The organism is Janthinobacterium sp. C22, assembly GCF_057919405.1.
On record NZ_CP193659.1, the window covers coordinates 4,905,836 to 4,930,371 of the forward strand.

At 66.3% G+C, this 24,536-nt stretch carries 24 protein-coding genes and 2 pseudogenes; 10 read left to right on the top strand and 16 right to left on the bottom strand.

The window, feature by feature from the left end; translation table 11 throughout:
• Positions 1 to 68 precede the first annotated feature (68 nt).
• The 3 genes from ACRHIG_RS22960 to ACRHIG_RS22970 form a co-directional block, all read right to left on the bottom strand.
• On the bottom strand, positions 69 to 1,229 hold the full coding sequence (locus ACRHIG_RS22960; protein ID WP_489630860.1) for a benzoate/H(+) symporter BenE family transporter: 1,161 nt from the start codon (positions 1,227 to 1,229) through the stop codon (positions 69 to 71).
• A 139-nt stretch (positions 1,230 to 1,368) separates the two neighbouring features.
• Positions 1,369 to 2,838: a MocR-like pyridoxine biosynthesis transcription factor PdxR gene (gene pdxR / locus ACRHIG_RS22965; protein ID WP_489628021.1), complete on the bottom strand. Its 1,470-nt coding sequence runs from the start codon at positions 2,836 to 2,838 to the stop codon at positions 1,369 to 1,371.
• The gene (locus tag ACRHIG_RS22970; RefSeq protein WP_489628022.1) at positions 2,835 to 3,770 is read right to left on the bottom strand and encodes a hypothetical protein; all 936 of its coding nucleotides are present in this window, start codon (positions 3,768 to 3,770) and stop codon (positions 2,835 to 2,837) included. Before ACRHIG_RS22970 ends, pdxR (ACRHIG_RS22965) begins: the two co-directional genes overlap by 4 nt.
• 150 nt (positions 3,771 to 3,920) lie before the next feature.
• On the opposite strand from ACRHIG_RS22970, the gene ACRHIG_RS22975 reads away from it, so the two are divergent.
• Both ACRHIG_RS22975 and ACRHIG_RS22980 read left to right on the top strand, forming a co-directional pair.
• Positions 3,921 to 4,376, top strand: coding sequence for an META domain-containing protein (locus ACRHIG_RS22975; protein WP_489628023.1), 456 nt, complete (start codon positions 3,921 to 3,923; stop codon positions 4,374 to 4,376).
• Positions 4,377 to 4,431: 55 nt separating this feature from the next.
• Positions 4,432 to 5,142, top strand: a complete 711-nt coding sequence (locus ACRHIG_RS22980; RefSeq protein ID WP_489628024.1) for an HAD-IA family hydrolase — start codon at positions 4,432 to 4,434, stop codon at positions 5,140 to 5,142.
• Here the strand turns inward: ACRHIG_RS22980 and ACRHIG_RS22985 are convergent.
• The 5 genes and pseudogenes from ACRHIG_RS22985 to ssuE form a co-directional block, all read right to left on the bottom strand.
• Positions 5,099 to 5,929 carry an ATP-binding cassette domain-containing protein gene (locus ACRHIG_RS22985; protein WP_489628025.1) on the bottom strand — a complete coding sequence of 277 codons (831 nt, stop codon included), beginning with the start codon at positions 5,927 to 5,929 and terminating at the stop codon, positions 5,099 to 5,101. The two genes, ACRHIG_RS22980 and ACRHIG_RS22985, sit on opposite strands and share 44 nt — an antisense overlap.
• Before the next feature lie 17 nt (positions 5,930 to 5,946).
• A complete protein-coding gene (ssuC, locus tag ACRHIG_RS22990; protein ID WP_489628026.1) occupies positions 5,947 to 6,747 on the bottom strand; it encodes an aliphatic sulfonate ABC transporter permease SsuC in 801 nt (266 codons plus the stop codon).
• 1 nt (position 6,748) lies between these two features.
• Positions 6,749 to 7,902: pseudogene (gene ssuD / locus ACRHIG_RS22995) on the bottom strand (FMNH2-dependent alkanesulfonate monooxygenase).
• 18 nt (positions 7,903 to 7,920) lie between these two features.
• Positions 7,921 to 8,931 (bottom strand): sulfonate ABC transporter substrate-binding protein, encoded by a 1,011-nt coding sequence (locus ACRHIG_RS23000; RefSeq protein WP_489628027.1) that lies wholly within the window; start codon positions 8,929 to 8,931, stop codon positions 7,921 to 7,923.
• 24 nt (positions 8,932 to 8,955) lie between these two features.
• Positions 8,956 to 9,576 carry an NADPH-dependent FMN reductase gene (gene ssuE, locus ACRHIG_RS23005; RefSeq protein WP_489628028.1) on the bottom strand — a complete coding sequence of 207 codons (621 nt, stop codon included), beginning with the start codon at positions 9,574 to 9,576 and terminating at the stop codon, positions 8,956 to 8,958.
• Positions 9,577 to 9,902: 326 nt separating this feature from the next.
• On the opposite strand from ssuE, the gene ACRHIG_RS23010 reads away from it, so the two are divergent.
• The 5 genes from ACRHIG_RS23010 to ACRHIG_RS23030 all read left to right on the top strand — a co-directional run bounded on the left by ACRHIG_RS23010 (position 9,903) and on the right by ACRHIG_RS23030 (position 14,824).
• The gene (locus ACRHIG_RS23010) at positions 9,903 to 11,045 is read left to right on the top strand and encodes an acyl-CoA dehydrogenase family protein (protein ID WP_489630861.1); all 1,143 of its coding nucleotides are present in this window, start codon (positions 9,903 to 9,905) and stop codon (positions 11,043 to 11,045) included.
• A 21-nt stretch (positions 11,046 to 11,066) separates the two neighbouring features.
• Positions 11,067 to 11,894, top strand: a complete 828-nt coding sequence (locus ACRHIG_RS23015) for a MetQ/NlpA family ABC transporter substrate-binding protein (RefSeq protein ID WP_475416271.1) — start codon at positions 11,067 to 11,069, stop codon at positions 11,892 to 11,894.
• A 3-nt stretch (positions 11,895 to 11,897) separates the two neighbouring features.
• On the top strand, positions 11,898 to 13,289 hold the full coding sequence (locus tag ACRHIG_RS23020) for an LLM class flavin-dependent oxidoreductase (RefSeq protein WP_489628029.1): 1,392 nt from the start codon (positions 11,898 to 11,900) through the stop codon (positions 13,287 to 13,289).
• Between the two features lie 25 nt (positions 13,290 to 13,314).
• Positions 13,315 to 14,271, top strand: a complete 957-nt coding sequence (gene bla / locus ACRHIG_RS23025) for a subclass B3 metallo-beta-lactamase (RefSeq protein ID WP_489628030.1) — start codon at positions 13,315 to 13,317, stop codon at positions 14,269 to 14,271.
• A 73-nt stretch (positions 14,272 to 14,344) separates the two neighbouring features.
• A complete protein-coding gene (locus ACRHIG_RS23030; protein WP_489628031.1) occupies positions 14,345 to 14,824 on the top strand; it encodes an META domain-containing protein in 480 nt (159 codons plus the stop codon).
• Between the two features lie 137 nt (positions 14,825 to 14,961).
• On the opposite strand, the gene epsC is transcribed toward ACRHIG_RS23030, so the two are convergent.
• On the bottom strand, positions 14,962 to 15,915 hold the full coding sequence (epsC, locus tag ACRHIG_RS23035; protein ID WP_489628032.1) for a serine O-acetyltransferase EpsC: 954 nt from the start codon (positions 15,913 to 15,915) through the stop codon (positions 14,962 to 14,964).
• Between the two features lie 190 nt (positions 15,916 to 16,105).
• Between epsC and ACRHIG_RS23040 the strand changes: the two genes are divergently transcribed.
• Entirely contained in the window at positions 16,106 to 17,281 is a 1,176-nt protein-coding gene (locus tag ACRHIG_RS23040; RefSeq protein WP_489628033.1) for a multidrug effflux MFS transporter, read from the top strand.
• 131 nt (positions 17,282 to 17,412) lie between these two features.
• On the opposite strand, the gene ACRHIG_RS23045 is transcribed toward ACRHIG_RS23040, so the two are convergent.
• The gene (locus ACRHIG_RS23045) at positions 17,413 to 17,709 is read right to left on the bottom strand and encodes a hypothetical protein (protein ID WP_070312374.1); all 297 of its coding nucleotides are present in this window, start codon (positions 17,707 to 17,709) and stop codon (positions 17,413 to 17,415) included.
• An 80-nt stretch (positions 17,710 to 17,789) separates the two neighbouring features.
• The gene (locus ACRHIG_RS23050; RefSeq protein WP_070312373.1) at positions 17,790 to 18,230 is read right to left on the bottom strand and encodes a carboxymuconolactone decarboxylase family protein; all 441 of its coding nucleotides are present in this window, start codon (positions 18,228 to 18,230) and stop codon (positions 17,790 to 17,792) included.
• Positions 18,231 to 18,333: 103 nt separating this feature from the next.
• Between ACRHIG_RS23050 and pdxR (ACRHIG_RS23055) the strand changes: the two genes are divergently transcribed.
• Positions 18,334 to 19,806, top strand: coding sequence for a MocR-like pyridoxine biosynthesis transcription factor PdxR (gene pdxR, locus ACRHIG_RS23055; protein ID WP_489628034.1), 1,473 nt, complete (start codon positions 18,334 to 18,336; stop codon positions 19,804 to 19,806).
• Here pdxR (ACRHIG_RS23055) and ACRHIG_RS23060 read toward each other — a convergent pair.
• The 4 genes and pseudogenes from ACRHIG_RS23060 to trxC form a co-directional block, all read right to left on the bottom strand.
• Positions 19,775 to 20,368 carry a DUF1287 domain-containing protein gene (locus ACRHIG_RS23060; protein WP_475416277.1) on the bottom strand — a complete coding sequence of 198 codons (594 nt, stop codon included), beginning with the start codon at positions 20,366 to 20,368 and terminating at the stop codon, positions 19,775 to 19,777. The genes pdxR (ACRHIG_RS23055) and ACRHIG_RS23060 overlap by 32 nt on opposite strands.
• A 94-nt stretch (positions 20,369 to 20,462) precedes the next feature.
• Entirely contained in the window at positions 20,463 to 21,209 is a 747-nt protein-coding gene (locus ACRHIG_RS23065; RefSeq protein WP_489628035.1) for a HEAT repeat domain-containing protein, read from the bottom strand.
• A gap of 223 nt (positions 21,210 to 21,432) precedes the next feature.
• A pseudogene (locus ACRHIG_RS23070) lies at positions 21,433 to 21,717 on the bottom strand (MarR family transcriptional regulator); the annotation flags it as partial.
• A gap of 67 nt (positions 21,718 to 21,784) precedes the next feature.
• Positions 21,785 to 22,237 (bottom strand): thioredoxin TrxC, encoded by a 453-nt coding sequence (gene trxC / locus ACRHIG_RS23075; RefSeq protein ID WP_489628036.1) that lies wholly within the window; start codon positions 22,235 to 22,237, stop codon positions 21,785 to 21,787.
• A 147-nt stretch (positions 22,238 to 22,384) separates the two neighbouring features.
• On the opposite strand from trxC, the gene ACRHIG_RS23080 reads away from it, so the two are divergent.
• The gene (locus tag ACRHIG_RS23080) at positions 22,385 to 23,812 is read left to right on the top strand and encodes a coniferyl aldehyde dehydrogenase (RefSeq protein WP_489628037.1); all 1,428 of its coding nucleotides are present in this window, start codon (positions 22,385 to 22,387) and stop codon (positions 23,810 to 23,812) included.
• Here ACRHIG_RS23080 and ACRHIG_RS23085 read toward each other — a convergent pair whose 3' ends face one another.
• A complete protein-coding gene (locus ACRHIG_RS23085) occupies positions 23,813 to 24,418 on the bottom strand; it encodes a LysE/ArgO family amino acid transporter (protein ID WP_475416281.1) in 606 nt (201 codons plus the stop codon). It lies immediately after the preceding gene.
• Positions 24,419 to 24,536 lie beyond the last annotated feature (118 nt).

Genomic DNA, 24,536 nt, shown 5'->3' on the forward strand with positions numbered 1-24,536 from the left:
ACGGGCACGGGCGCAGCAATTGTATGCGGCGGCTGGCAACATGGGCAAGCTATCTGACGATGCCGCTGTCAAGCCGCCTTGCGCCAGCCATGCATCAGCCCATGCGCAGCCAGCCCCGCCGCCAGTCCCCACAGGGCGCCGCCCACGCCCAGCAGGGTCACGTTCGCGGCCGTCGCGAGAAACGTGATCAGCGCCGTTTCGCGCATGCGCACGTCGGCCATCGCCTGCGCCAGGCTGTTGCCGATGGCGCCCAGCAGGGCCAGTCCCGCCAGCGCCGTAATAAAACTGCGCGGCAAGACCATGAACAGACTGGCCAGGGTGACGCCGAAGATGCCCACGAGGATGTACAGCACGCCGCACGCCAGCCCGGCGACGTAGCGTTTCGACGGGTCGGCATGCGCATCCTTGCCCGTGCAGATGGCTGCCGTGATGGCGGCTACGTTGAAGGCGTGCGCGCCGAACGGCGCCATGAGCAGCGAGCCGAGCCCCGTCACCGTCAAAATCGGATTGGCGCTGACCTGGTAACCGTCATTGCGCAGCACCAGCATGCCGGGCATGTATTGTCCCGTCAGGGTGATCAGGAACAGGGGCAGCGCCACGCCCAGGAGCGACGCCATGGAAAAGCGCGGCATCTCGAACACGGGCGCGGCCAGGGCGAGTTCGATGCCTTGGACATCGATGCGCCCCTGCGCCAGCAGCAGCGCCAGGCCGGCCAGCATGATGCCCACGACGGCAAAACGTGCCGTGAAACGGCGCAGCACGGCGTACGACAGCAGCAAGACCACCACCAGCACCGGGTCGGCGCTGGCGCCGCCGAAGGCGTTCACGCCAAACTGCAGCAGGATGCCGGCCAGCAATCCGGCCGCGATGCCGCCCGGTATCAGCCGCACGAGGCGCTCGAAGGCGCCGGACATGCCCAGCAGAATGAAGGCGATGGCGGACACGATATAGGCGCCGATCACCTCGGCATACGGCGTGTGCGGCATGACGGTGGCCAGGAAGGCCACGCCGGGCGTGGACCAGGCCGTGATGACGGGCGCGCGGTAGCGGTAGCTGAGCCAGATGCCCGTCACGCCCACGCCGATGCTCAGCGACCAGACCCAGGACGCCGTCTGCGCCGCGCTCAGCTGGGCCAGCTGGGCCGCCTGGAACACCAGCACGAAGGTGCCGCCATAGTTGACGAGGACGGAGATGAAGGCCGCCATGATGGGGGCGCCAGGTCGCGCCAGCGCGCCCGGTCGTCCATCGCGGTGGTGGTGTTGGTTGCTGTCATGTGTATGCCCCTGCCATTGAAATGGAGCATCTTAATGGGCGCATGGACTGCCCAGGCAGGCCAATTTACTGACATACAACAGACCACTTGCGCGCTCACCCCAGCGCGCGGGCCAGTCGGACGATGCCGCTGTCGATCTCGTGCGGCGTGAGCGCCGCAAAGCCCAGCAGCCAGCCGCCACGCGCCGGCGGCGTCGCGTACAGGCGGCTCAGGCCCGGCAGCACGATGCCCGCCTGCGCCGCCAGGCGTATCGTGTCCAGCTCGTCCCTGCCCTCGTGCAGCAGACACGGCATCTGCAAGCCGCCCGGCGGCAGCTGCGCCGCGACCACGTGCGGCAAATGCCGCTGCACGGCCTGCGCCATCGCATCGCGGCGCACGGCGTAGACCTTGCGCATGGCGCGCACATGGGCCGCGAAATGGCCATCGGCGATGAAACGGGCCAGTGTCAGCTGGTCCAGCTGCGGCGTGTGTCCATCGAGAATGCTGCGCGCATATGTCATCGGTTTCACCAGCGCGGGCGGCAGCACCATGTAGCCGATGCGCAGGCCCGGGTACAGCGACTTGGCGAAGGTGCCCAGGTAAATCGTGCGCTGCCGCGTGTCGAGCCCCTGCACGCAGGCCGTCGGCAAGCCGGCATAGTGGAACTGGCTGTCGTAGTCGTCCTCGATGATCCAGCCCTGGCGCTCGGCGGCCCAGGCGGTCAGGGCGAGGCGGCGCCCGAGCGCCAGGGTGGCGCCCGTCGGATACTGATGCGACGGCGTGACGTACACCGTGTTGGCCCCGCTGCGGTCGGCCCGCAGGTGATCGATCGACAGGCCATCGACATCGACGGGCACGGGCACGACCTGCAATTGCGCCATCTCGAACGCCTTGCGCGCGCCGAAATAGCCTGGGTCTTCCATCAGGATGGGGCCATGCGCGTCGGCCAGCACTTGCGCGCACAGGTACAGGGCCTGGCGCGTGCTGCTCAGCACCAGCACCTGGCCGGCCGTGGCCCGCGCGCCCCGCTCCAGGTTCACATAGTCGGCGATGGCCTGGCGCAGCGGCTCGGCTCCTTGCGGGTCGCCGTGCAGCAGCACATGGTGTTCGCCGGCGGCCTGGCGCCGCAAGCGCTCCCACACATCGAGCGGAAAGGCCCGCGTTTCCGGCAAGCCCGTGGCGAAGGCCTGCACGCTTTGCTGGTCGGCCACGCCGCCGCTGGCGAGAATCTGCGCGCCGCGCGCGCTGAGCGCCACCGGCTGCGCGGACAAGGGTTGCAGCGTCGTCGCAGGCTTGCCCAGCAAGCTGGCGCCTATCGACGCCGAGACAAAACTGCCCGATCCCGCCTGGCGCTGCAGATAGCCGTCGAGGCGCAGCTGCGCATACGCCATTTCCACCGTATCGCGCGACACGCCCAGCGACTGCGCCAGCGCGCGCGTGGCCGGCAGGCGCAGGCCGGGCGCCAGCACGCCGTCGAGTATCAGCTGGCGCAGCGCGCGCTGCACCCGCACGCGCAAGTCGAGGGCCGCCAGTTCGGGGGCGGCGACGCGGATTTTCAGGGTGTCGAGTTCGAACCGCGGCGTCATATGGCCTTGGCGCGGACGGCCTCCACGGCAGCCACGCTGCTGGCATGCGAAAAGCCGTGCTGCTGCAGCACCGCCACCAGCTGTTCGCCGGCGCAGCCCAAACGCAGGTTTTCCGCTACCCAGTCCTGCCACTCGCGGCTGATGTCCGGCATCGGTTCATCTTCCAGCGTGAGACCGAGTATGCAGCTGGCCAGCAAGCCGTTGATGCGCTTCGTGTCGATCAGGTGCTGCACCACCGCGTGGCCCGAGTGGGGAAACGGATGCAGGGTGCAGCGGCCGAACGGTGCCAGGCGCTGCGCGTGCATGGCATCGAGGTTCACCGATTCGCTGGCGCTGGCGCCCGGATTGACCGCGTCGGGCCGCGTGCCGAACAGCAGGTGCAGCTGCGTATGCTCCGTCGCCCTGGCGCGGCACAGGGCCGCCAGGTCGTAATATCCCGAGGCTGGCGGATCCTGCGCCAGCGATTCCATCACGGGCAGCCAGCGCAGCTCATGGTACAAGCGCGCCTGCTGCACGTCGAGGAAGGACAAGGGCCCGAAGGCGACGATCTGCTGCGCATCGAGCAGCAAGCCAAACATGACGGCCGCATACGCGCCCATCGACTGGCCCAGGGTGGTGATGGTACCTGGCGCGATGCGGCGCACCAGCTCGCGCAAGGCTTGCGCCGATTCATCGACATGGCTGCCCAGCCCTGCGATGCGGCGGTGATACCAGGCATTGCCCGAATCGCGCACGAGGATCTTGTTCAGATGCTGGCCGCTGGCCTGCTCCAGCTTTCTCAGGCGCCCGTAGAAATCGAAGGCGGGACGCGTGGTCCATGAGACGAAGCCGAAGGCGATGACCAGCGGCGCGCCGGGCACGATGCGGTCGACCAGCACGTCGTCGGCACTGGTGGCGACCAGTCGATTATCCAGCGCTTGCGCTTGCAGCATCGGCCCGGCTCCCCGATCAAAGATAAAACAGCAGAAAGCATGAGTTTAATACCAGTGCTGGCAAAATGGAAACAATCGCCGCTGCGGTATGCTGGCAGGCGCAAATAATCTGCTAGTCTGGCGGCTATTCCCCTCGACACTGGAGTCACCATGCTGCATCACCTCAAATACCTGTCCCTCGCCGCCGCCATCGCCATGGCGAGCGGCTGCGCCGCCACCTCCGGCAGCGCCAAGCCGGACACGGGCCTGACGCCCACGTACAGCCTGACGAATACCTACTGGAAGCTGACGCAGCTCGCTGGCGCCGACGTGACGATGGCGCCGGGGCAGGAGCGCGAAGTGCGCATCACCCTCACCGACGATGGCAAGGTCCATGGTTTTACGGGCTGCAACCGCGTGATGGGTGGCTATGCCTTGACCGGCAATACCCTGCGCTTCACGCAGCTGGCCGGCACGCGCATGGCCTGCCCGCCGCCGCTGATGCAGCTGGAAAGCGCCGTGCTGGCCAATTTGAACAGCGTGACGGGCTACCGTTTCGAAGGCGAGTACCTGATCCTGCTCAAGGATGGCGCGCCCGTGGCCAGGTTTGAATCGGTCTACCTGTGAAATAAAAACCGGCTGCCGTTACAATGGCTTCCAGCCCATCAATTGGAAGGAAGCCATGTCCGCACTGCCCTCGCCGTCGTCATCCCCAACACCATCGGCCGCCGGCCGCTACCGGGCTTTTCTTTTTGACATGGACGGCACCGTCATCAATTCCATCGCCGCCGCCGAACGCATCTGGGGCACCTGGGCGCAGCGCCAGGGCCTCGACGTGGCGGCCTTCCTGCCCACCATCCATGGCGCGCGCTCGGTCGACACCATCGCCAAGCTGCGCTTGCCCGGCGTCGATGCGCAGCGCGAATCGCAGGGCATCACGGATGCGGAAATCATCGACGTGGAAGGGATTATCGAAATCGCGGGCGCGCTGCGCTTTTTGCAGTCGCTGCCGCCCGCGCAATGGGCCATCGTCACCTCGGCGCCGCGCGCGCTGGCGACGGCGCGCCTGAAGGCGGCCGGCATGCCCATTCCCGCCATCATGGTGACGGCGGAAGACGTCAAGGCGGGTAAACCAAAGCCCGATTGCTACCTGCTGGCGGCGCAAAAACTGGGCGTGGCGCCCTCCGACTGCCTGGTGTTCGAGGATGCGTCCGTCGGCATCGAGGCGGGCGAGGCGGCCGGCGCGAAGGTCATCGTCGTCACTGCCACGCATGCGCACCCGCTGGCCACGCGCCACCCGGCCATCGCCAGCTACGAGGGCATCGTGGCGACCGTCGATGGCGACGGTTTTATTGTCCTGGCCGAGACGGTTGCAGCACCCGCGACAAGATAGCCTGCTCCAGCGCGGCGAAGGCCGCATGGCCGCGCTGGCGGGGGCGCGGCAAGTCCACCCTCACGTCCATGGTGATCTGCCCATCCTCGATCAAGAGCACGCGGTCGGCCATGGCCACGGCTTCGGCCACGTCGTGCGTCACCAGCACGGCCGTGAAACCGCGCGCCAGCCACAGCGACTCGATCAGCTGCTGCATCTCGATGCGCGTCAGGGCGTCGAGCGCGCCCAGGGGTTCGTCCAGCAGCAGCAACTGCGGTTCGTGCACGAGGGCGCGCGCCAGCGCCACGCGCTGCTTCTGCCCGCCCGACAGGGCCGATGGCCAGTCGTCCGCCCGCTCGGCCAAGCCCACCGTCCACAGCGAGGCGGCCGCCGCGCCGACGGAACGGGGCAGGCCCAGGGCCACGTTGTCGAGCACCGTCTTCCACGGCAGCAAACGCGGTTCCTGGAACATGATGCGGATGTCCGGCGCGCCCACGCCGCTGCCGATGGCGACCCTGCCTTCATCGGCGCTTTCCAGGCCCGCGATCGCGCGCAGCAAGGTGCTCTTGCCGCAGCCGCTGCGCCCCACGATGGCGACAAATTCTCCCGCTTCCAGCTGCAGGTCGACGTTGTTCAGCACGGGGCGGCTGGTGTAGGATTTGCTCAGCTTCGTCAGTTCCAGGGGAACGCCACGCCGCTGCAAAGGAGCGGATGGCGCCGCCTTCGCCTGCGGCGGCGCGCTGGCAGGGTCGTACTGCACGAAGTGCGACAGGAAATCCGTTTCGATCTGGATGGGGGCGAGCAGCATGGTATTTTCTTTCCTCATTAGCGGTAGGCGGGATTCCAGCGCAGGCAGTGGCGTTCCAGCCGGCGCGAGAACAGATCGGCCAGCTTGCCCAGCAAGGCGTACAGCAAAATCCCCACCAGCACCACGTCCGTTTGCAAAAATTCGCGCGCATTCATGGTCATGTAGCCGATGCCGGCCTGCGCCGAGATGGTTTCGGCGACGATCAGCAGCACCCACACGAGGCCCAGCGAAAAGCGCACGCCGACCAGGATCGAGGGCATGGCGGCCGGCAGGATCACGTCGCGGTACAAGGGCCAGCCGGACAAGCCATAGCTTTTCGCCATTTCGATCAAGCCCTGGTCGGCCGAGCGGATGCCGTGGAAGGTATTCAGGTAGACGGGGAAAAACACGCCGACGGCCAGCAGAAACAGCTTGGCCGTCTCGTCGATGCCGAACCACAGGATCACCAACGGAATCAGGGCCAATGCCGGGATGTTGCGCACCATTTGCAAGGTCGTGTCGAGCAGGGTTTCCGCGTGGCGGAAGCTGCCCGTCAAAAGACCCAACAGCAGGCCCAGGCCCGCGCCGATGGCAAAACCGACGGTCGCGCGCCACAAGCTCGTCTTCAGGTGCAGCCACAATTCGCCCGATGCGGCCAGGTGCCAGAAGGCTTTCGCCACGGCCCACGGCTCGGGCAGAATGCGGCTCGACAGCCAGCCCCACTGCGCGGCCAGCTGCCAGGCCAGCAGCAGCGCCACGGGCAAGGCCCATGGCGCCAGCGCGTGACGCAGCGAAGGCCACGGCGCGGCGCTTGTCCGTTTTGTGGTGCCGGCCGCCATCTCAGGCCGCCTTTTTCTGCGCTGCGGCCGGCACGATATTGCTGGCCATGACTTCGCCGAAGGGGCCGCTCAAGGATTGTTCACCCACGGCCTTGCCCTTGCCCAGCAGCGGGAACACCAGTTCGGCGAAGCGGTACGACTCTTCCAGGTGCGGGTAGCCCGAGAAAATGAAGGTGTCGATGCCCAGGTCCGCATACTCCTGCATGCGCGCCACCACGGTCGGACCATCGCCGACCAGGGCGGTGCCCGCGCCGCCGCGCACCAGGCCCACGCCGGCCCACAGGTTGGGCGACACTTCCAGCTTGTCGCGCCGCCCGCCGTGCAGGGCCGCCATGCGTTGCTGGCCCACGGAATCCATCTTGCCGAAGGCCGCCTGCGCCTTGGCGATGATGTCGTCGTCCAGGTGGCTGATCAGTTCATCGGCCGCGCGCCAGGCCGCTTCGTTCGTTTCGCGCACGATCACGTGCAATCGGATGCCAAACCGGACCGTGCGGCCTTTTTTGCTGCCCGCGCGCGAATGTCGGCGATTTTCTCGGCAACGGCGGCGGGCGGCTCGCCCCACGTCAGGTACACGTCCATCTGCTCGGCCGCCAGTTCATGCGCCGGCTCGGACGACCCGCCGAAATACAGGGGCGGATACGGCTTCTGCACGGGCGGATACAGGGTTTTCGCGCCCTTCACCTGGATATGCTTGCCCTCGAAATCGTAGCCGGCCGCGCCGCCCTCGCCCGCCAGGGTGGCGCGCCACACCTTGATGAATTCATCGGAAATTTCATAGCGCTTGGCGTGGTCGGCAAACAGGCCGTCCGCTTCCAGCTCGCCCTGGTCGCCGCCGGTGACGACGTTGATCAGGAGCCGCCCGTTCGACAGGCGGTCGAAGGTGGACGCCATGCGCACGGCCAGGCCGGGCGTGGACAGGCCGGGCCGCACGGCCACGAGGAATTTGAGTTTTTGCGTCACGCTGATCAAGGACGACGCCACCACCCACGCGTCTTCGCAGGACCGACCCGTGGGCAGCAGCACGCCGTCGTAGCCGAGCGTGTCGGCGGCCACGGCCACCTGGCGCAGATAATCGGCATCGACGGGGCGCGCGCCCTGCGACGTGCCCAGGTAGCGGCTGTCGCCGTGGGTGGGGATAAACCAGAAGACATTCAATGACATGATATTTGTTCCTTATTTTGCGCTGGTGACCAGCTGGCGCGCCGGCAGCAGCGCGTCCTTGACGACGATCGGTTTCGGGATCAGCTTCAGGCTGGAAAACGCATCGGCCACCCGTTGCTGCGAGGCGATGACGTCGGGCGACACGGGTTTGACGCCGTACGCATAGCGCGAGGCGGCCAGCGCCACGACATCCTTGCCCAGGCCAGTCTGCGCCGACAGGATCGCCGCCACTTCCTCCGGGTTGTTGCGGCCCCAGTCATCGACCTTGGCCACTTCGTCAAGCACGATGCGCAGGATCTCGGGATGCTTTTCCGCATACGCGCGCGAGGCGAGATAAAACTGGTAGTTCGCCACCAGGCCCTTGCCGTCGGCCAGCACGCGCGCGCCCAGCTGCTTTTCGGCGGCCGCCAGGAACGGGTCCCAGATGGCCCAGGCATCCACGCTGCCCCGCTCGAAGGCGGCGCGCGCATCGGCCGGAGGCAGGAAGACGGGCTGGATGTCGGCATAGGCGACACCGGCCTTTTCCAGCGCTTTCAACAGCAGGTAATGCACGTTCGAGCCCTTGTTCAGGGCGATTTTCTTGCCCTTCAAGTCGGCCAGGGTGCGCAGACCCGAACCCTTGGGCACGACGATGGCTTCGCTGGCGGGCGACGCCGGCTCATTGCCGACATACACCAGGTTGGCGCCGGCCGCCTGGGCAAAGATCGGCGGCGCCTCGCCCACGGTGCCGAAATCGATGCTGCCCACGTTGAGGCCTTCCAGCAGCACGGGGCCGGCCGGGAACTCCGTCCATTTCACGCCCACGCCCTGCGCTGCCAGGCGTTTTTCCAGCGTGCCGCGTCCCTTCAACAAGGTCAGGGTGCCGTATTTCTGGTAGCCGATACGCACCTGCACCTGTATCTCCTCCTTGGCCTGTGCCTGCGCAGCGGCCGGCATGCCGGCCGCCATCACGCCGGCGGCGGCGACAAACAGCAGGCCCAGAGTGGTACGGCGCGAGAGGCGTTGTGCGTGGCGGTGTGTCATGGCGGTTCCTTGGTCGGTGAATAATCAGGCGGCTTGATAGTGGCGCGCGTAAGGCTGGTCTTGCAGCGAACGCACGGGGTGCGGGACTTCTGCCGGCGCGGGCGGACGCCGGTCCTGCAGCACGAACAGGCCGGCAGAAAGCTCCTCGATGCCGGCCTGCACGCGTTCGGCGATCGGCGCGTCCAGGCTCAGGCCTCCTTCTTCGTGCCACGCCAGCTGCTGCGCATTGGCATAAATGCTGGTAAACACCTGCTTGGCGCCCAGCGCATGCAGTACGGGACGCAGCGCATAGTCGAGCGCCAGGGTGTGGGCATGGCCGCCGCCCGTGGCCAGCGGCAGCACCAGCTTGCCGGCCAGGCCATCTTGCGGCAGCAGGTCGAGGAAGGCTTTCAGCAATCCTGTATACGACGCCTTGTAGATGGGCGTGGCGATCACGATGGCGTCGGCGTCGGCCACGGCGCGCACGGCGCGGGAGATCGCCGCGTCGTCGTAGTCGGCCAGCAGCAAGGCGCGCGCCGGCAGGTCGCGCACATGCAGCTTGGCGTAGCTGTGGCCCTGCAGCGCCAGCTGTTCGCCGATATGCAGCAGCAGGCGGCTGGAACTCGATGGGAGTTGCGGGCTGCCGCCCAATAACAAGATGCTCATGTGATGCCCGTCCCTGTACGTGATGGTTTGATTTGGCTACTTGGATGCCTGCAGCCTATCGCCATCAGCGGCCCGGTAAAACGAATGCTTTCGCGCTTCGATATGCGTTTTTTGTCTATCCGGGCCTGACGCCCCGCACGCCATGGCGCCGGCAGCCGCGCGGCTTTTTTCGCATATGCATGCGCGGTTTTCTTCGTGTACGGCGCACGCGGAGCGGTGCAATATCGGCCTCATCGTCTTTCTGGAATGTCACTCATGTCTAGCGTTTTTCTCCATGCCGCCCGTCCCCAGCCGCCTGTGCCGGCCCCCTGCGGGACGCCATCAGCATCGCCACGTCGCTGGCCGCGCGCCTGGCCGAAACGGCCAATGCCCGCGACCAGGCCGGCGGCCATGCGGCGCAGGAACGCGAATGGCTGCGCGAGTCAGGCTTGCTGACCCTGTCGATTCCCGTGGAATTCGGCGGCCAGGGCGCGTCGTGGCCCCTCGTGTATCAGGTGATCCGCATCCTGGCGCGGGCCGACAGCGCGCTGGCGCACGTCTTCGGCTTCCACCATCTGCAACTGGCGGGCCTGCAGCTATACGGCAGCGCGCAGCAGCAGCGCCGCCTGCTCACCCTGACCGTCGACGAACGCCTGTTCTGGGGCAATGCCTTGAATCCCCTCGACAAACGGGTCACGGCCAGCGACAGCGATGACGGCTATCTCCTCGACGGCATCAAGAGCTTTTCTTCCGGTTCCGTGGGGTCGGACTGGCTGACCGTCTCCGCCTGGCATGCGCCCACGCAGACGGCGCTGATCGCCGCCCTGCCCACGCGCCAGGACGGCGTGACCGTGCAGGCGGACTGGGACGCCTTCGGCCAGCGCCAGACGGACAGCGGCAATGTCCACTTTGAAGGAGTCGCCCTGCCGCGCGAGCTGGTGCTGCAGGCGCCCGCGCAGGCCGCCACGCCGCAAGCCACCGTGCGCTCGCAGATCGCGCAGCTGATCATGGCGAATCTCTACCTGGGCATCGCCGAAGGCGCGTTCGAGGCGGCGCGCCGCTACACGGGCGAGCAGGCGAAAGCCTGGTTTGCCTCGGGCGTGGCGCAAGCGACGGATGACCCTTTGATACAGCACCGCTACGGCCAGCTGTGGCTCTTGCTGCGCCCCGCGCAAGTGCTGGCCGACGCGGCGGCACAGGAACTGGAAAAGGTCTTCCGCAAGGGCGCGCTGGTGACGGCGCGCGAACGGGGCTTGCTGGCCGTGGCCGTGGCCGAAGCCAAATGCCTGTCGCACAAGGCGGGACTCGAGATCAGCAGCCAGATGTTCGAACTGACGGGCGCCCGTTCCACCTCGGCCCAATATGGTTTCGACCGCTACTGGCGCAACGTGCGCGTGCATACCCTGCATGACCCCATCGACTACAAGCTGCGCGACCTGGGACGCTTTGCCTTGACCGGCACGGTGCCTGAGCCGACGGCATATTCATAATTCACACACCAAGGAGCCACCATGACCATCGCCCGCCGCAGCATCGTCCTCACCGCCCTGGCCCTGGCCTTGACGGCCAGCTTCGCCCACGCCAAGGACCCGAAAGAGATCACCATCGGCACCAGCGCCGGGCCGTACGCGGACCAGATCAAGCTGGGCATCAAGCCTATCCTGGAAAAGCAGGGCTACAAGGTCAAGCTGGTGGAATTCAATGACTACATCCAGCCGAACTTCGCGCTGGCCGAGGGTTCGCTGGACGCCAACGTGTTCCAGCACATCGTCTACCTGAAGAAATTCGCGCAGGAGCACAAGCTGGCCCTGACGGACCTGATCACGATACCCACGGCGCCGATCGCCATCTACAGCAAGAAGCACAAGACCCTGGACGACGTGAAGGAAGGCACGACGGTGGGCTTGCCGAACGATCCGACCAACCAGGCGCGCGCGCTGGTACTGCTGGACCAGCTGGGATGGATCAAGCTGCGCGCCAGCTTCGACCCCGTGCGCGCGTCGGAAAAGGATATCGCCGTCAATACGAAGAAAATCAAGCTGCTGCCGCTGGAAGCGGCGCAGCTGCCACGCTCGCTGGGCGACACCGATTACTCCTTCATCAACGGCAATTACGCGCTGGCGTCGGGGCTGAAATTGACGGACGCGCTGGTGGCCGAGAAGATCTCGCCCAACTACATCAACCTGGTGGCCATCCGCACGGCGGACAAGGACAAGCCGTTCGCCAAGGACCTGGCGGCCGCCTACCGTTCGCGCGAATTCCTCGACATCACGAACAAACACTTTGCCGGCTACTCGAAGCCCGATTACCAGCAAGCCTTGCAGACGGCGGCAAAATAAGCCATGGCCAAGACGATACGCTTCAACGCCTTCCAGATGAATACCGTGGGCCACCAGTCGCCGGGACTGTGGACGCATGCGCGCGACCGCAGCCACCGCTACACGGATCCTGCGCACTGGACGGAACTGGCGCAGCTGCTGGAAGCGGGCCTGTTCGACGCGGTGTTCCTGGCCGACGTGCTGGGCGTGTACGACGTGTACCGGGGCAGCCTCGATGCGGCCCTGGAACACGGCGTGCAGGTACCGCTGAACGACCCGCTGGCCCTCGTGCCCATCATGGCGCAAGCCACCACGCACCTGGGCTTCGGCGTCACCTGCGCCCTCACCTACGAACACCCGTACACGTTTGCGCGGCGCATCTCCACCCTCGACCACCTGACCGACGGGCGCATCGGCTGGAATATCGTCACCGGCTACCTCGACAGCGCGGCGCGCAACCTGGGCTTGCAACAGCAGCTGGGCCACGACGAGCGCTACGACCTGGCCGACGAGTACCTGGACGTCGTCTACAAACTATGGGAAAAGAGCTGGGATGACGACGCCGTCGTCAACGACAAGGCACGCGGCATCTATGCCGATCCGGCCAAGGTCCATCCGATCAACCATGCCGGGCGCCACTACAAGGTGCCCGGCATCCATCTGTGCGAGCCGTCGCCGCAGCGCACGCCGCTGCTGTACCAGGCGGGCACCTCGCCGCGTGGCACGCGTTTCGCGGCGCGCCACGCGGAAGCGACGTTTGTCAGTGGCCCCAGCAAGACGGTGGTGAAGCGCTATGCGGACGACTTGCGCGCCGCCGTGCGGCAAGCGGGGCGCGATGGCGATGCGCTGCTGATCTACGCGCAGGCGCTGGTCATCACGGGCGCCACGGAAGCGGAAGCGCGCGCCAAGCACGCCGACTATCTGCGCCACGTGAACATCGAGGCGGCGCTGGTGCTGCTGTCGGGCTGGACGGGCGTCGATTTCAGCCGCTACCCGCTCGACGCCACCATCGACTACATCGATTCCCCGGCCGGCCGCTCGGCGCTGGCCTCGTTCAGCCAGGCCGACCCGGACCGGCAATGGACGGTGCGCGAGGCAGCCGAATACATCGGCCTGGGCGGGCGCGGCCCCGTCATCGTCGGCGATGCGCGCCAGGTGGCCGACCAGCTGGAAAGCTGGCTGGACGAAACGGACATCGACGGCTTCAACCTCGCCTTCGCCGTGGCCCACGACAGCATGGCCGACGTGGTGGCCCACATCGTGCCGGAACTGCAGCGGCGCGGCCGCTACCGCACCAGCTACGAGGAAGGCAGCCTGCGCCACAAGGTCTTCGGCCAGGGCCCGCGCCTGCCCGCCAGTCACGCAGGCCGCCAGGTCAGCATCGCGCCAGAAGAGGCCACGCTCGCCGCGGCCTGAACGCCGCCCGCGTCCCCGCGGGCATTTGCATCCAGGCCCGTTCCGTGTCAGCATACGCCACCTTGGCAACACGGATAAGGACTGCAATGCCCCCACTCCCCTACGCGCGCTGGCCCTGGGCCTGCTGCTGGCCGGTCATGGTTCACCGGCGCTGGGCACGCCGCCGACGCCTGGCTGCGAAGTCTGCGCCGCCTGGAACGCCGACCAGGCGCCGTTCCGCATCTTCGGCAATACCTATTACGTGGGCGTGAAGGGCCTCAGTTCCGTACTGGTGACGTCACCGCAGGGCCATGTGCTGATCGACGGCGGCTTGCCGGAGTCGGCGCCGAAGATCATCGCCAGTATCGGCGCGCTGGGCTTTCGCATCGAAGACGTGAAACTGATCCTCAATTCGCACGGCCATATCGACCATGCGGGCGGACTGGCCGAGCTGCAGCGGCGCAGCAATGCGCTGGTGGCCGCCAGCCCGTCGGCCGCGCTGGATCTGGCGTCGGGCGAAGTGGGGCCGGACGACCCGCAATACCATGCACTGCCCAAGTACCCGCCCGTGAAGGACATGCGTCTGGCGCGCGACGGCGGCCAGTTCGATGTCGGCCCCATTATAATGACGGCGCACGCCACGCCGGGCCACACGCCCGGAGGCCTGAGCTGGACGTGGCAGTCGTGCGACGGCCCCCGCTGCCTGAACATGGTCTACGCGGACAGCATCAACGCCGTCTCGCGCCCCGGCTTCAGGTTCAGCACCAGCAGCGAGTATCCGAACGCGGTGGCGGACCTGCGCCACAGCTTCGAGACCCTGGAAAAGCTGCCCTGCGACGTGCTCATTTCGGCGCATCCGGAAGCGTCGCAGCTGTGGGAACGCCTGGAAGCGAGCGCCACGGCCGGCAGCGAGGCCTTCGTCGACCCGCAGGCCTGCCGCGCCTACGTAGCGGCGGCGCGCACCCTGCTCGAGGCGCGACTGGAGCAGGAAAAGCAGCCGTGAACTTGTCAACCGTGCACGCCGGCGCGGCGCGTATCTGCTAATCTGGCGCCATTCATTTGAAGAAGGAAATGCCATGTTCAAGATCGCCAGACTGATCCCCCTCGCCGCCATCGTCGCCATCACGGCCGGCTGCGCGCAAACGCCCGTGCGCAGCGATGCTGCCGCCGCCGCGCCAGGCGCCACCTCGCCCGCCAAGCCGGCGCCGAAGCTGACGGGCACGCAGTGGAAACTGAAGGAATTGAAGGGCAAGAAGATCGTGCGCAAGGCGCCCGAGCAGCGCGAAGTCACGCTGCTGCTGGCCGAAGGCCGCGCCGCTGGCCACAGCGGCTGCAACCAGATGATGGGGGGCTATACCAGCGATGGCGTCAGCACCCTGGCCTTCTCGCAGCTGGCCGGCACCATGATGATGTGCCAGCCGCAGGACATGGACCTCGAACGCGAACTCCTGACCACCCTGGGCGAAGTCAATGGCTACCGCTACGCGGACCAGGAATTGCTGCTGCTGAAGGATGGCGTGCCCGTGGCGCGGTATGAAGCGCTGACGGTGAAGTAAGGTTTTTGCAAAGCCAGGCGCCACGCCCGGCTTGAAGAGTGCCCGAAAAACGTTCAGGGCAAGGCGCAGCGCCGCAGGCAGTACGCTAGTACGGCCAGGCGCTGTAACGCCGCCATGGACGTTTTCTCGGCCACTCTTCAATCGTTGCGCATCTGCGCCTGCGATACGTTACTCTCAGGCGGCACGCTCTGCGTCAGCCACACATTCCCCCCGATGGTCGATCCCGCACCGATGGTGATGCGCCCCAGCACGGTCGCGCCCGCGTAAATCACCACGTCGTCCTCGACGATGGGGTGGCGCGGCGTGCCCTTGATCAGCGCGCCGGAAGCGTCCGCAGGAAAGCGCTTGGCGCCCAGGGTGACGGCCTGGTACAGGCGCACCCGCTGGCCGATGATGGCCGTCTCGCCGATCACCACGCCCGTGCCATGGTCGATGAAGAACGATGCGCCGATGTGCGCGCCCGGGTGGATGTCGATGCCCGTCAGGGTGTGCGCGATGTCGGCAATCAGGCGCGCCAGGAACGGCGCACCGAGCGCGTGCAGCTGGTGGGCCAGGCGGTGGTACAAGATGGCGATGGTGCCCGGATAGCACAGCATGATCTCGGCCACCGAGGTGGCGGCCGGGTCGCCCGCATAGGCGGCCTGCACGTCCGACACCAGCAGGGCGCGGATGTCGGGCAGGCTGGCGGCGAAGGCGCGCGTGATGTCGCGCGCCTGCTGCGCCAGGGCCGCGTCGTCGCTGGCGCCCTCGCCCTCATCGCCGGCCGGCACGGCGTGCGCCGGAGCGGAGAACAGCAGTCCGCGCCGCACCTGTTCGCTGAGGCGGTTCAGGGTGGTGTTGAGCGTGTCGCCGACAAAATAGTCGATGCTTTCATCGGTCAGATTCGGACGCCCGTAATGCGTGGGGAACAGGGCCGCCGACAGGCCGTTGACGATGGTGGTGAGCGCTTCGCGCGACGGCAGTTCACGCACCCTGCCGTTATGGCGGATCTTGTGCTTGTCTTCGCGCGAGCTGCGCAAGGCCTGGATCACGGGTCCCAGGTTCCACTGGGCCGTGTCGTCGGCGGGCGCCGCCGGATAAATGCTGTGCATGGCGTATCACTTCCAAAAAAGCGGCAAACAGGCCGGGTCGCCCCAGCCTAACGGTGGCGCAGAACAAAACAAACGAAGGTTTTCGAGCTTGCATATGCGAAAAATGCATATGCAAGGCCAGCAGGGGCGTCGGCAAACCCGATTACGTCCACTAGCGTAAAATGACGGACTAACAAAAACACTCTTCAACATGACTAAATTATTAACCTGGATTTTGGCGGGCCTGGCGATGGTCGGACCGCTTGCAATTGATACCTATCTGCCGTCTTTCCCCGCCATCGCGCAAGATTTGAATGCCAGCCCCCTGCTGGTGCAGCAGACCCTGAGCTTTTTCCTGTTCACGTTCGCCTTCATGATGCTGTTTTACGGCACCCTGTCCGACTCGTTCGGCCGCCGTCCCGTGATTCTGGTCTCGCTGCTGCTGTATGTGATCGCCTCCGTGGGCGCCGCGCTGGCGCCGTCGCTGGGCTGGCTGCTGGCCTGGCGCGTGCTGCAGGGCCTCTCGGCCGGCGCCGGCTCCGTGATCGGCCGCGCCATCGTGCAAGACCGCTATGCGGGCGCCGCCGCGCAGAAAATCCTCTCGCACATCATGATGGTGTTCGCGCTGGCGCCGGCCATCGCCCCCGTGCTGGGCGGCTGGCTGCAGGTCAGCCTGGGCTGGCGGGCGATCTTCTGGTTCCTGACGGCTTTCGGCGTGCTGATGTTCGTCGTCGTCTGGCGCGCGCTGCCGGAAAGCCTGCCGAAGGAGCAGCGCCACGCCTTCCACCTGGGCGACATCGCCGTCAATTACTGGAAAGTGCTGTGCCACCGCCAGTTCCTGCTGCTGTCGACGGCCATCGGCGCCGCGTTTGGCGGCTTCGCCCTGTACATCGGCTCGGCCGCCTACTTCATCATCAACATCCTGCATTTGCCCGAAACGGCGTTTGCCTGGCTGTTCATTCCCCTGATCAGCGGCATGGTGTTCGGTTCGGCGCTGTCGGCGAAGATCGCCCACCGCTACAGCCAGCGCCAGATGATCTGGGCCGGCTTCATCTTGATGCTGGTCGCCGCGCTGGCCAATATCGGCTATAACTACTTCTTTGCCGCCGAAGTGCCGTGGGCCGTGCTGCCGCTGTTCTTCTACTCGTTCGCCCTGTCGATCGCCATGCCGCCGATGACCCTGATGGCCCTGAACTACTTCCCCAACAACAGCGGCCTGGCGTCGTCGATGCAGTCGTTCATCCAGATGCTGCTGTTCGCGCTGGTCTCGGGCCTGGTGGCGCCGCTGCTGTTCGACAGCGCCCTGAATCTGGCGTATGGCGTGATGGCGGGGCTGCTGGTGAGTCTGGTTTGCTGGGTGTTTGCACAGGGCAAAGCAGAAACGTAGGTCGGATTAGCGGGGCCGCCGAGGCGCGCAAGCGCGTAATCCGACTGCATCTGCCAACCATGTTGTCGGATTACGGCCCTTCGGTCCTAATCCGACCTACAACCAAGATAGAGGCACGATGACGGCCAAGGTTACGGCCACGGCGCAGGCGTCACATCCTGGTATTGCGCCCCGCCCTGCTCCGGCTCGGCCTCATCCTTCTGGGACGGCTGGTTCAAGGAACCGGCCGGCGAACGCAAACTCAATATCTCCTTGCGCGTCTCGACGAAGTCGGCGGAACTGAGGGGATGCTGCTGATCGGGCCAGTGGCTGACGGCCCATTCCTGCAAGGCTTCGAAACGCCGCCACAGTTCGGCGATGAATTCGCGGCGCGCCTCTTCCTCCTGCTGCGGCGTCTTTTCGGCGCCTTCCCCGATATGTACTTGCATGGCTGCTCCCTGGCTGATCAATCGTCCTGCCAGCCTACGCAGGGACCAGCCAGGCGTCTGTTCGCGAACGAACAAAGAGCTTATTCAGGCATCTTGCGGAAACCCACGGCCAGGCGGTTCCAGGTATTGATGGAGCCGATGGCCAGGGTGACGTTGACCATTTCCGCCGGCGTCAATTGCTCCGCCAGCGCCGCATACACGTCATCGGGCGCCTGGCTTTGCGGCAGCAGGGTCAGCGCCTCCGTCCAGGCCAGCACGGCCCGCTCGCGCGGCGTGAAGAACGGCGTCTCGCGCCAGACGGACACGGCATACAGGCGGCGCTCCGTTTCGCCCGCCTTGCGCGCATCGCTCGTGTGCATGTCCACGCAAAAGGCGCAGCCATTGATTTGCGACGCGCGCAGGCGGATCAGCTCGAGCAGTGCGTGTTCCACACCCAGTTTGGCGATCGCCGCTTCCAGCGCATACATGGCCTTGACGGCGTCCGGCGAAGCTTGTGTAAAATCGAGTCGTTGCTGTGTCATGATGCATTCCTTGATGTTGAGAGATGCATCATTGTAGAAGCGCGACAACAGCGCGCGGCAGGCCAATCTCCCCGAAAAACAGCAGACCACCAGCAGACACACCATGGAATTACATATCCTGATCGACGGCACGCGCGACCTGGGCGGCCAGCTGTACCGCCAGCTCAGCGAAGCCATCCGCTCGGGCCGGCTGACGGACGGCCAGCAGTTGCCGCCCTCGCGCCTGCTGGCCAGCCAGCTGGGCCTGTCGCGCAAGACGGTGTCCGATGTGTATGACAAGCTGGGCTATGAAAAGCTGCTGGTAGGAAAGATCGGGGTGGGCAGCTTCGTGCAGACGCCGCATGCCTCGCCGCAGCGCCGCCACGCCAGCGCGCCGCTGGCCAGCGCACAGCGCATCGCCCGCTGGGAAGCGACGCCCACGCCCCTGCGCCGCGCCAGCCAGGAAACGCCGGCACGCTACGCCTTCATCGGCGGACGCGCCACGCCCGCGCACTTCCCGCAGGATGAATGGCGCGCCTGCATGCTGCATGCACTGCGCCAGGGCGGTCAGGCGCGGGGACGCTATGGCCCCGCCGAAGGCTTGCCCGCCTTGCGCGCGGCGATCGCCGGCCATGCCGCCTTCAGCCGCGGCATCCATTGCACCGAGGAGCAAGTGCTCGTCACCAGCGGCGCGCAGCAAGCCTTGCACCTGCTCGCGCTGACCCTGCTCGAGCCGGGCGACACGGTTGCCGTGGAAGAACCCGGTTATCCCGTGGCACGCGCCGTGTTCGCCAGCCAGGGCGCGCGCGTGGTGGGCGTCGAAGTGGACGAGGATGGGATCATCGTCGCGCAAATCCCCGACGGCACGCGCTTGATCTATGTCACGCCCGCCCATCAATTTCCGCTCGGCATGCCGATGAGCATGGCGCGCCGCCATGCCCTGCTGGAACGGGCGCAGCAGCTGGGCGCCATCATCATCGAGGACGATTACGACAGCGCCTTCCGCTACGAGGGCCGGCCCGAGGATGCGCTGCAAAGCATGGACCGCTACGGCATCGTCGCGCACGTGGGCAGCTTTTCCAAGATCATGCTGCCGGAATTGCGCCTGGGCTATGTGGTGCTGCCGCAAGCCATCGTGGCCGCCATGCAGACGGTGAAATACCTGAGCGATTGCCATACGGCCAGCCTGGGCCAGCATGCGCTGGCCAAATTCATCGGCGATGGCCATTTGCTGCGCCATATCCGCCGCTGCCACGATATCTATGCGGGGCGGCGCGAGCGGCTGCAGCACTGGTTCAATGGCCCCTTGGCCCCATGGTTCCGCCTGGTGCCGGCCAGCGCCGGCTTCCACGTCGCGGCACTGGCGCAGGCGCCGCTCGATATCGCCGAATTGCTGCGCCGGGCGCGCCTGGCCGACGTCAGCCTGTATGCGCTGGCCAGCTTTTACCATGGCCCCGCCCGCCATGAAGGCCTGTTTCTCGGCTATGGCGCCATCGACAAGCTCGATATCGACACGGCGCTGGCCATCGTGCTGGCGATCCTGCAAGAGATCGCGCCCCTACCCCTCAACGGGGTTGCCAGCGATAGTGTCCCGTGATCGGATAGCTGAATAAAATATTCTCCTCGCGCGCGCCCTCGCCGATGTTGTGGATGATCAGCGGCACGCCGCTCCACGACTGCTTGTCGCTGACGATGCCGATATGGGTCAGGTTGCGCGGCAGGCGCCAGGTGACGATGTCGCCCGCGCGGTAAGCGTTCGCTTCCTTGCTTGGCGGCAAGCTGGTGCCGTGGCGGGCAAAGTAGGTACCCAGGTTCGGCACGCGGCGGTGGTCGATATTGCGGTCCGGCCCCTTCATCTGCCAGCGTCCCTGCTGCTGGTACACCTGCCATGCCTTGCGCATGTCTTCGTGCACCAGCACCTGCAAATCCTGCCCCAGCTGGCGGTAGGCGCGCACGACCACGTCCGTGCACACGCCGCGCTCGAGCGGCACGTCGCCGCCCGGATAGGCGAGGCGTTCGTAGCGCGGGTCGTACTGCAGGGTCACGCCCACCTGGCTGCGGGCGGCGGCGACGAGGGCTTGCGGGCCGGGTGCCGGCGCGGCGTGCAGCGCCAATGGCAACAAGGCAAATAACACAGTGGACAGCAGTTTGAACGGCATGACAGTCAAGTAATTGTGGCAATACAGCAAACTTTACCCTATGCGCGGGAAAAGCGCCGCTTCAGCGCCAGGCAATCGGCTTGGCGCTGAAACGTCAAGCCAGCGAACGCTGCGCCCGCTTGCAGATGCGTGCCGTGGCGGCAACGGGGCTGTCCTGCAGCCATTGCGCGCACAGGCTGCGCACCCAGTCCGGCCGGCTCTTGGCCGCATCGTTGAGCCAGTTGGCCACGGAATCCTGCACGTAGGCGGCCGGGTCGGCGCGCAAGGGCTGCAACAGGGGCAAGGCCAGCTGCGGCTCGGCTTTTAACCGGGCGATATGCGCGCACCACACGCCGCGCGGGCGCAGCGCCTCGCAGGCGAAGCGGCGCACTCTTTCCGACGGGTCCGCCGTCCATGGCGCCAGCAAGGCAATGGCTGCGTCAAGACGCGCCGCCAGATGGGGCCGCAGCGCCAGCCAGGTCCATTCGCGCACGCCGAAGTGGCCATCGTCGGCCAGCGGCCGCATGGCGGCCAGCTGCCGCGGCAAGGGCCAGCCCGCCTGGGCGGCGATGGCAAAGCAGGCCCAGCCCCGCACCGTGTCGGACGGGTGCGCTTGCAGCATCGCCAGGTCGGCGCCGGCTTCCAGCAGCAATTGCGCCGCCAAGGCCATGCGCCCGGTGATGCCGGCGGCGGCCTGGGCCCGCATCCGCTCCAGGCGGGCCACACCGATAGCGGGCACGGCCGCGGCCAGCAGCTGGGCGAAATCGATGGCCAGCCCTTCCGTCAGGGTGGCGCTGGCGACGCTGCCGCCATTCAGCAGGACCAGGCGGGCGGGCGCGATATCGGCGACGCCGCGGCTCATGCAGCCCCCGGTCCGTCTTGCGCCAGGCTTTTTCCAGCAATCCACTCAACAACTGCATCTCGTCCGGCGTGAAATCGGCAAACAGGCTGGCGATCCATTGCGCGTGCTCGTCGACCAGGGTGGCGGCCGCCGCTGCTCCCTTGGCGCTCAGGCGCACCAGCAGTTTGCGCCGGTCGAGCTGGTCCGCGTGGCGTGCCAGGAAGCCGTCGCGCTCGAGACCATCGAGCAAGCCCGTGATGGTGCCGCGCGTCACGCCGGCGCGCTCGGCCAGCTCGTGCGGCGAGAGTCCTTCGGGCACATTGCGCAGCAGGGCCAGCAGCACGAACTTGCCTTCCGACAAGCCATGCCGGCCCAGGCGCGCGGCGCAATCGCCATCGATGGCCGATGCCAGGCCCAGCATTTCAAAGCACAGGCGCAAGCGTCCGACGGATGCCGGCATGTCGGGGCCAAGCGCGCGGCGCTGCACGTCACCGAGCAAGGCCGTGTATTTCTGTTCGAGTTTTATCATATGGCGCAATATAATATGGCGCCATATTAAATGTCAAATGGAAAACCTGGACGGCTTTCCCGTGCGCTTAGAAACGCGCCTTCTCCCTCGCCCACGCGATGATGGCATTCGCATCGACGGCGCCCGGCTGGCGCGCCACTTCCACGCCGCGCAAAAACAGGGCCAGGGTGGGAATGCTGCGGATATTGAAACGGCTGCCCAGGTCCGGCGACGCTTCCGTATTCACCTTGACGACGCGGAACGCGGGCTCCAGCGTCCTGGCCGCTTGCACATAGAATGGCGCCATGCTGCGGCACGGACCGCACCACGGCGCCCAGAAGTCCACCAGCACGGGAATGTCGCTGCGCTCGATATGCTTGAGGAAACGGGCGCTGGCCAGGTCCACGGGCTGGCCCGTGAACAGCTCCTTCTGGCACTTGCCGCAGGTGGGCTGCTCCGTGAGCCGGGCGGCCGGCAGGCGGTTGACGGCGTCGCAATGGGGGCACACAATGTGCAGGGAGTCTGGCGTGGTCGGGGTCATGGCATTCCTGGAAAGCGTAGCGTCAAGTTGACGGACATTTTACGGCGTATCGCGCGGCAGCGCCGGCTCGCTGGCGGCACATTTGCACATACTCGCCTATAGTGCGCTGGAACGGTGCGCATATTGCCCGGCCAGCCAAGGAGAAACATGCCTGATGTCACCATAAACATGGCGCAGAACGCCGAACTGGCTGCCGCCCTGGCCTTGCAGCGCGCCGCCTGTCTGGCCCACCCCGTGCCGCCCCTGGCCGAGCGCAAGCGCGACCTGCAAACCTTGCAGCGCTACCTGCGCGACCACAAACAAGCGCTGTGCGCGGCGATCAGCGCCGACTATGGCAACCGTTCCCACCATGAAACCTTGCTGGCGGAGATATTCCCCGCCATCGACAGCATCGATCACGTACTGAAAAAGTTGAAGAAGTGGATGCAGCCGCAGCGCCGCAGTGTGGACTGGCGCAATTTCCCTGGCGCCCGCAACCGCGTGCTGCCTCAGCCGCTGGGCGTGGTGGGCGTCATCGTGCCGTGGAATTTCCCCGTCAACCTGAGTCTGGTGCCCCTGAGCTACATCTTTGCCGCCGGCAACCGCGCCATGGTCAAGATGAGCGAGAACTCGCGCCACCTGGCCCGGCTGCTGATCGAGACCATGCCCGCCTATTTCCCGCCGGAAAAGCTGCAGTTTGTTGACGAGACGGGCGGCGTAGGTATTGCGTTTTCACAACTGCCGTTCGACCACCTGCTGTTTACGGGGTCCGGCCAGACGGGCCGGGCCGTCATGGCGGCCGCCGCACAGAATCTGTGCCCCGTCACCCTGGAACTGGGCGGCAAGGCTCCCGCCATCGTCTGCGCCGATTTCGACCTGCGCACGGCTGCCGAGCGCATCCTGTTCGTCAAATACCTGAACGCGGGCCAGATCTGCACCAGCGTCGACCACGCCTGGCTGCCCGAGGCCGGCATCGCCGCCTTCGTCGAGCATGCGCGCCGGATCGTGCCCACGCGCTACCCACGGCTCGATACGCCCGACTATACTTCCATCATCGACGAAGCCGCCTTTGAGCGCCTGCTGCAGGCGCTGGACGAAGCGCGGGAACGGGGCGCGCAAGTCATTTCACTGCTGCCGGGACCCGCGTACGACCGCGCCACGCGCAAGATCGCGCCGCACATCGTGCTCGGCGCGCCCGAAGACAGCCTGCTGCTGACGCGGGAAATCTTCGGTCCCATCCTGCCGCTGCGCGGCTATACGAAGCTGGAGACCGTAGTCGCCAGCATCAACGGCGGGCCGCGCCCGCTGGCCATCTATCCTTTCAGCAACGATACGCAGACCGTGCAGATGCTGATCGACACGGTGATGTCGGGCGGCGTGTCCGTCAACGACGCGCTGTTCCACGTGGGCCAGCACGACCTGCCCTTCGGCGGCGTGGGCGAGTCCGGCATGGGCCACTACCACGGCGTCGAAGGTTTTCACACTTTCAGCAAGCTGCGGCCCGTGTTCTACCAGGCACGCTACAGCCCTTTGACGCTGCTGCGGCCGCCTTACGGCAAACTGGCCAGCCGGGTATTGAATTTCCTGACCCGCTGATTACAGGAACAGCGAGGCGGCGATGGCCCACATGACGAGGGCGATGATGCCGTCGAGCACGCGCCAGGCCATGGGCTTGGCAAACACGGGCGCCAGGTAGCGGGCGCCAAAGCCCAGCAGGAAGAACCACAGGGCCGAGGCCATGATGGCGCCGCCGGCGAAGTAGAAACGTCCCACGCCTTCATGCTGGCCGCCGATCGAGCCGAGCAGGATGACCGTGTCGAGGAAGGCGTGCGGGTTCAGCAGGCTGAACGCGAGCGCCGCGCCGATCACGGCCCAGTAGCCTTCCGGCGCCTTGGCGGCCGACACCGTCATGGCCGTCGGACGCCAGGCCGACTTGGCGGCGCGCAAGCCGTAGGCGATCAGGAAGGTGGCGCCGCCAGCCTTGGCCCACAGCAGGAAATTGGGGTTGTCGGCAATGAAGGTGCCCATGCCGGCCACGCCGGCCGTGATCAAAATCGCGTCGCACACCAGGCAGACCAGGATGCAGGTGAGCACGTAATGGCGCTTCAAGCCCTGCTTGAGCAAGAAGGCGTTTTGCGTGCCGATGGCCACGATCAGGCTCGCCCCGAGCCCCATGCCTTTCAAGAAAATTGCGCTGTCCATACCGATTCCTTTCCATTGCTTTCCATCACGCGCACGGCCGCCCACGCTCTGCCGGCAACGGCAAAGTCATCAGAGGTAGGTGGAGGGTGGTGCGGAACCTGGGGAACCGCGCGGGAGA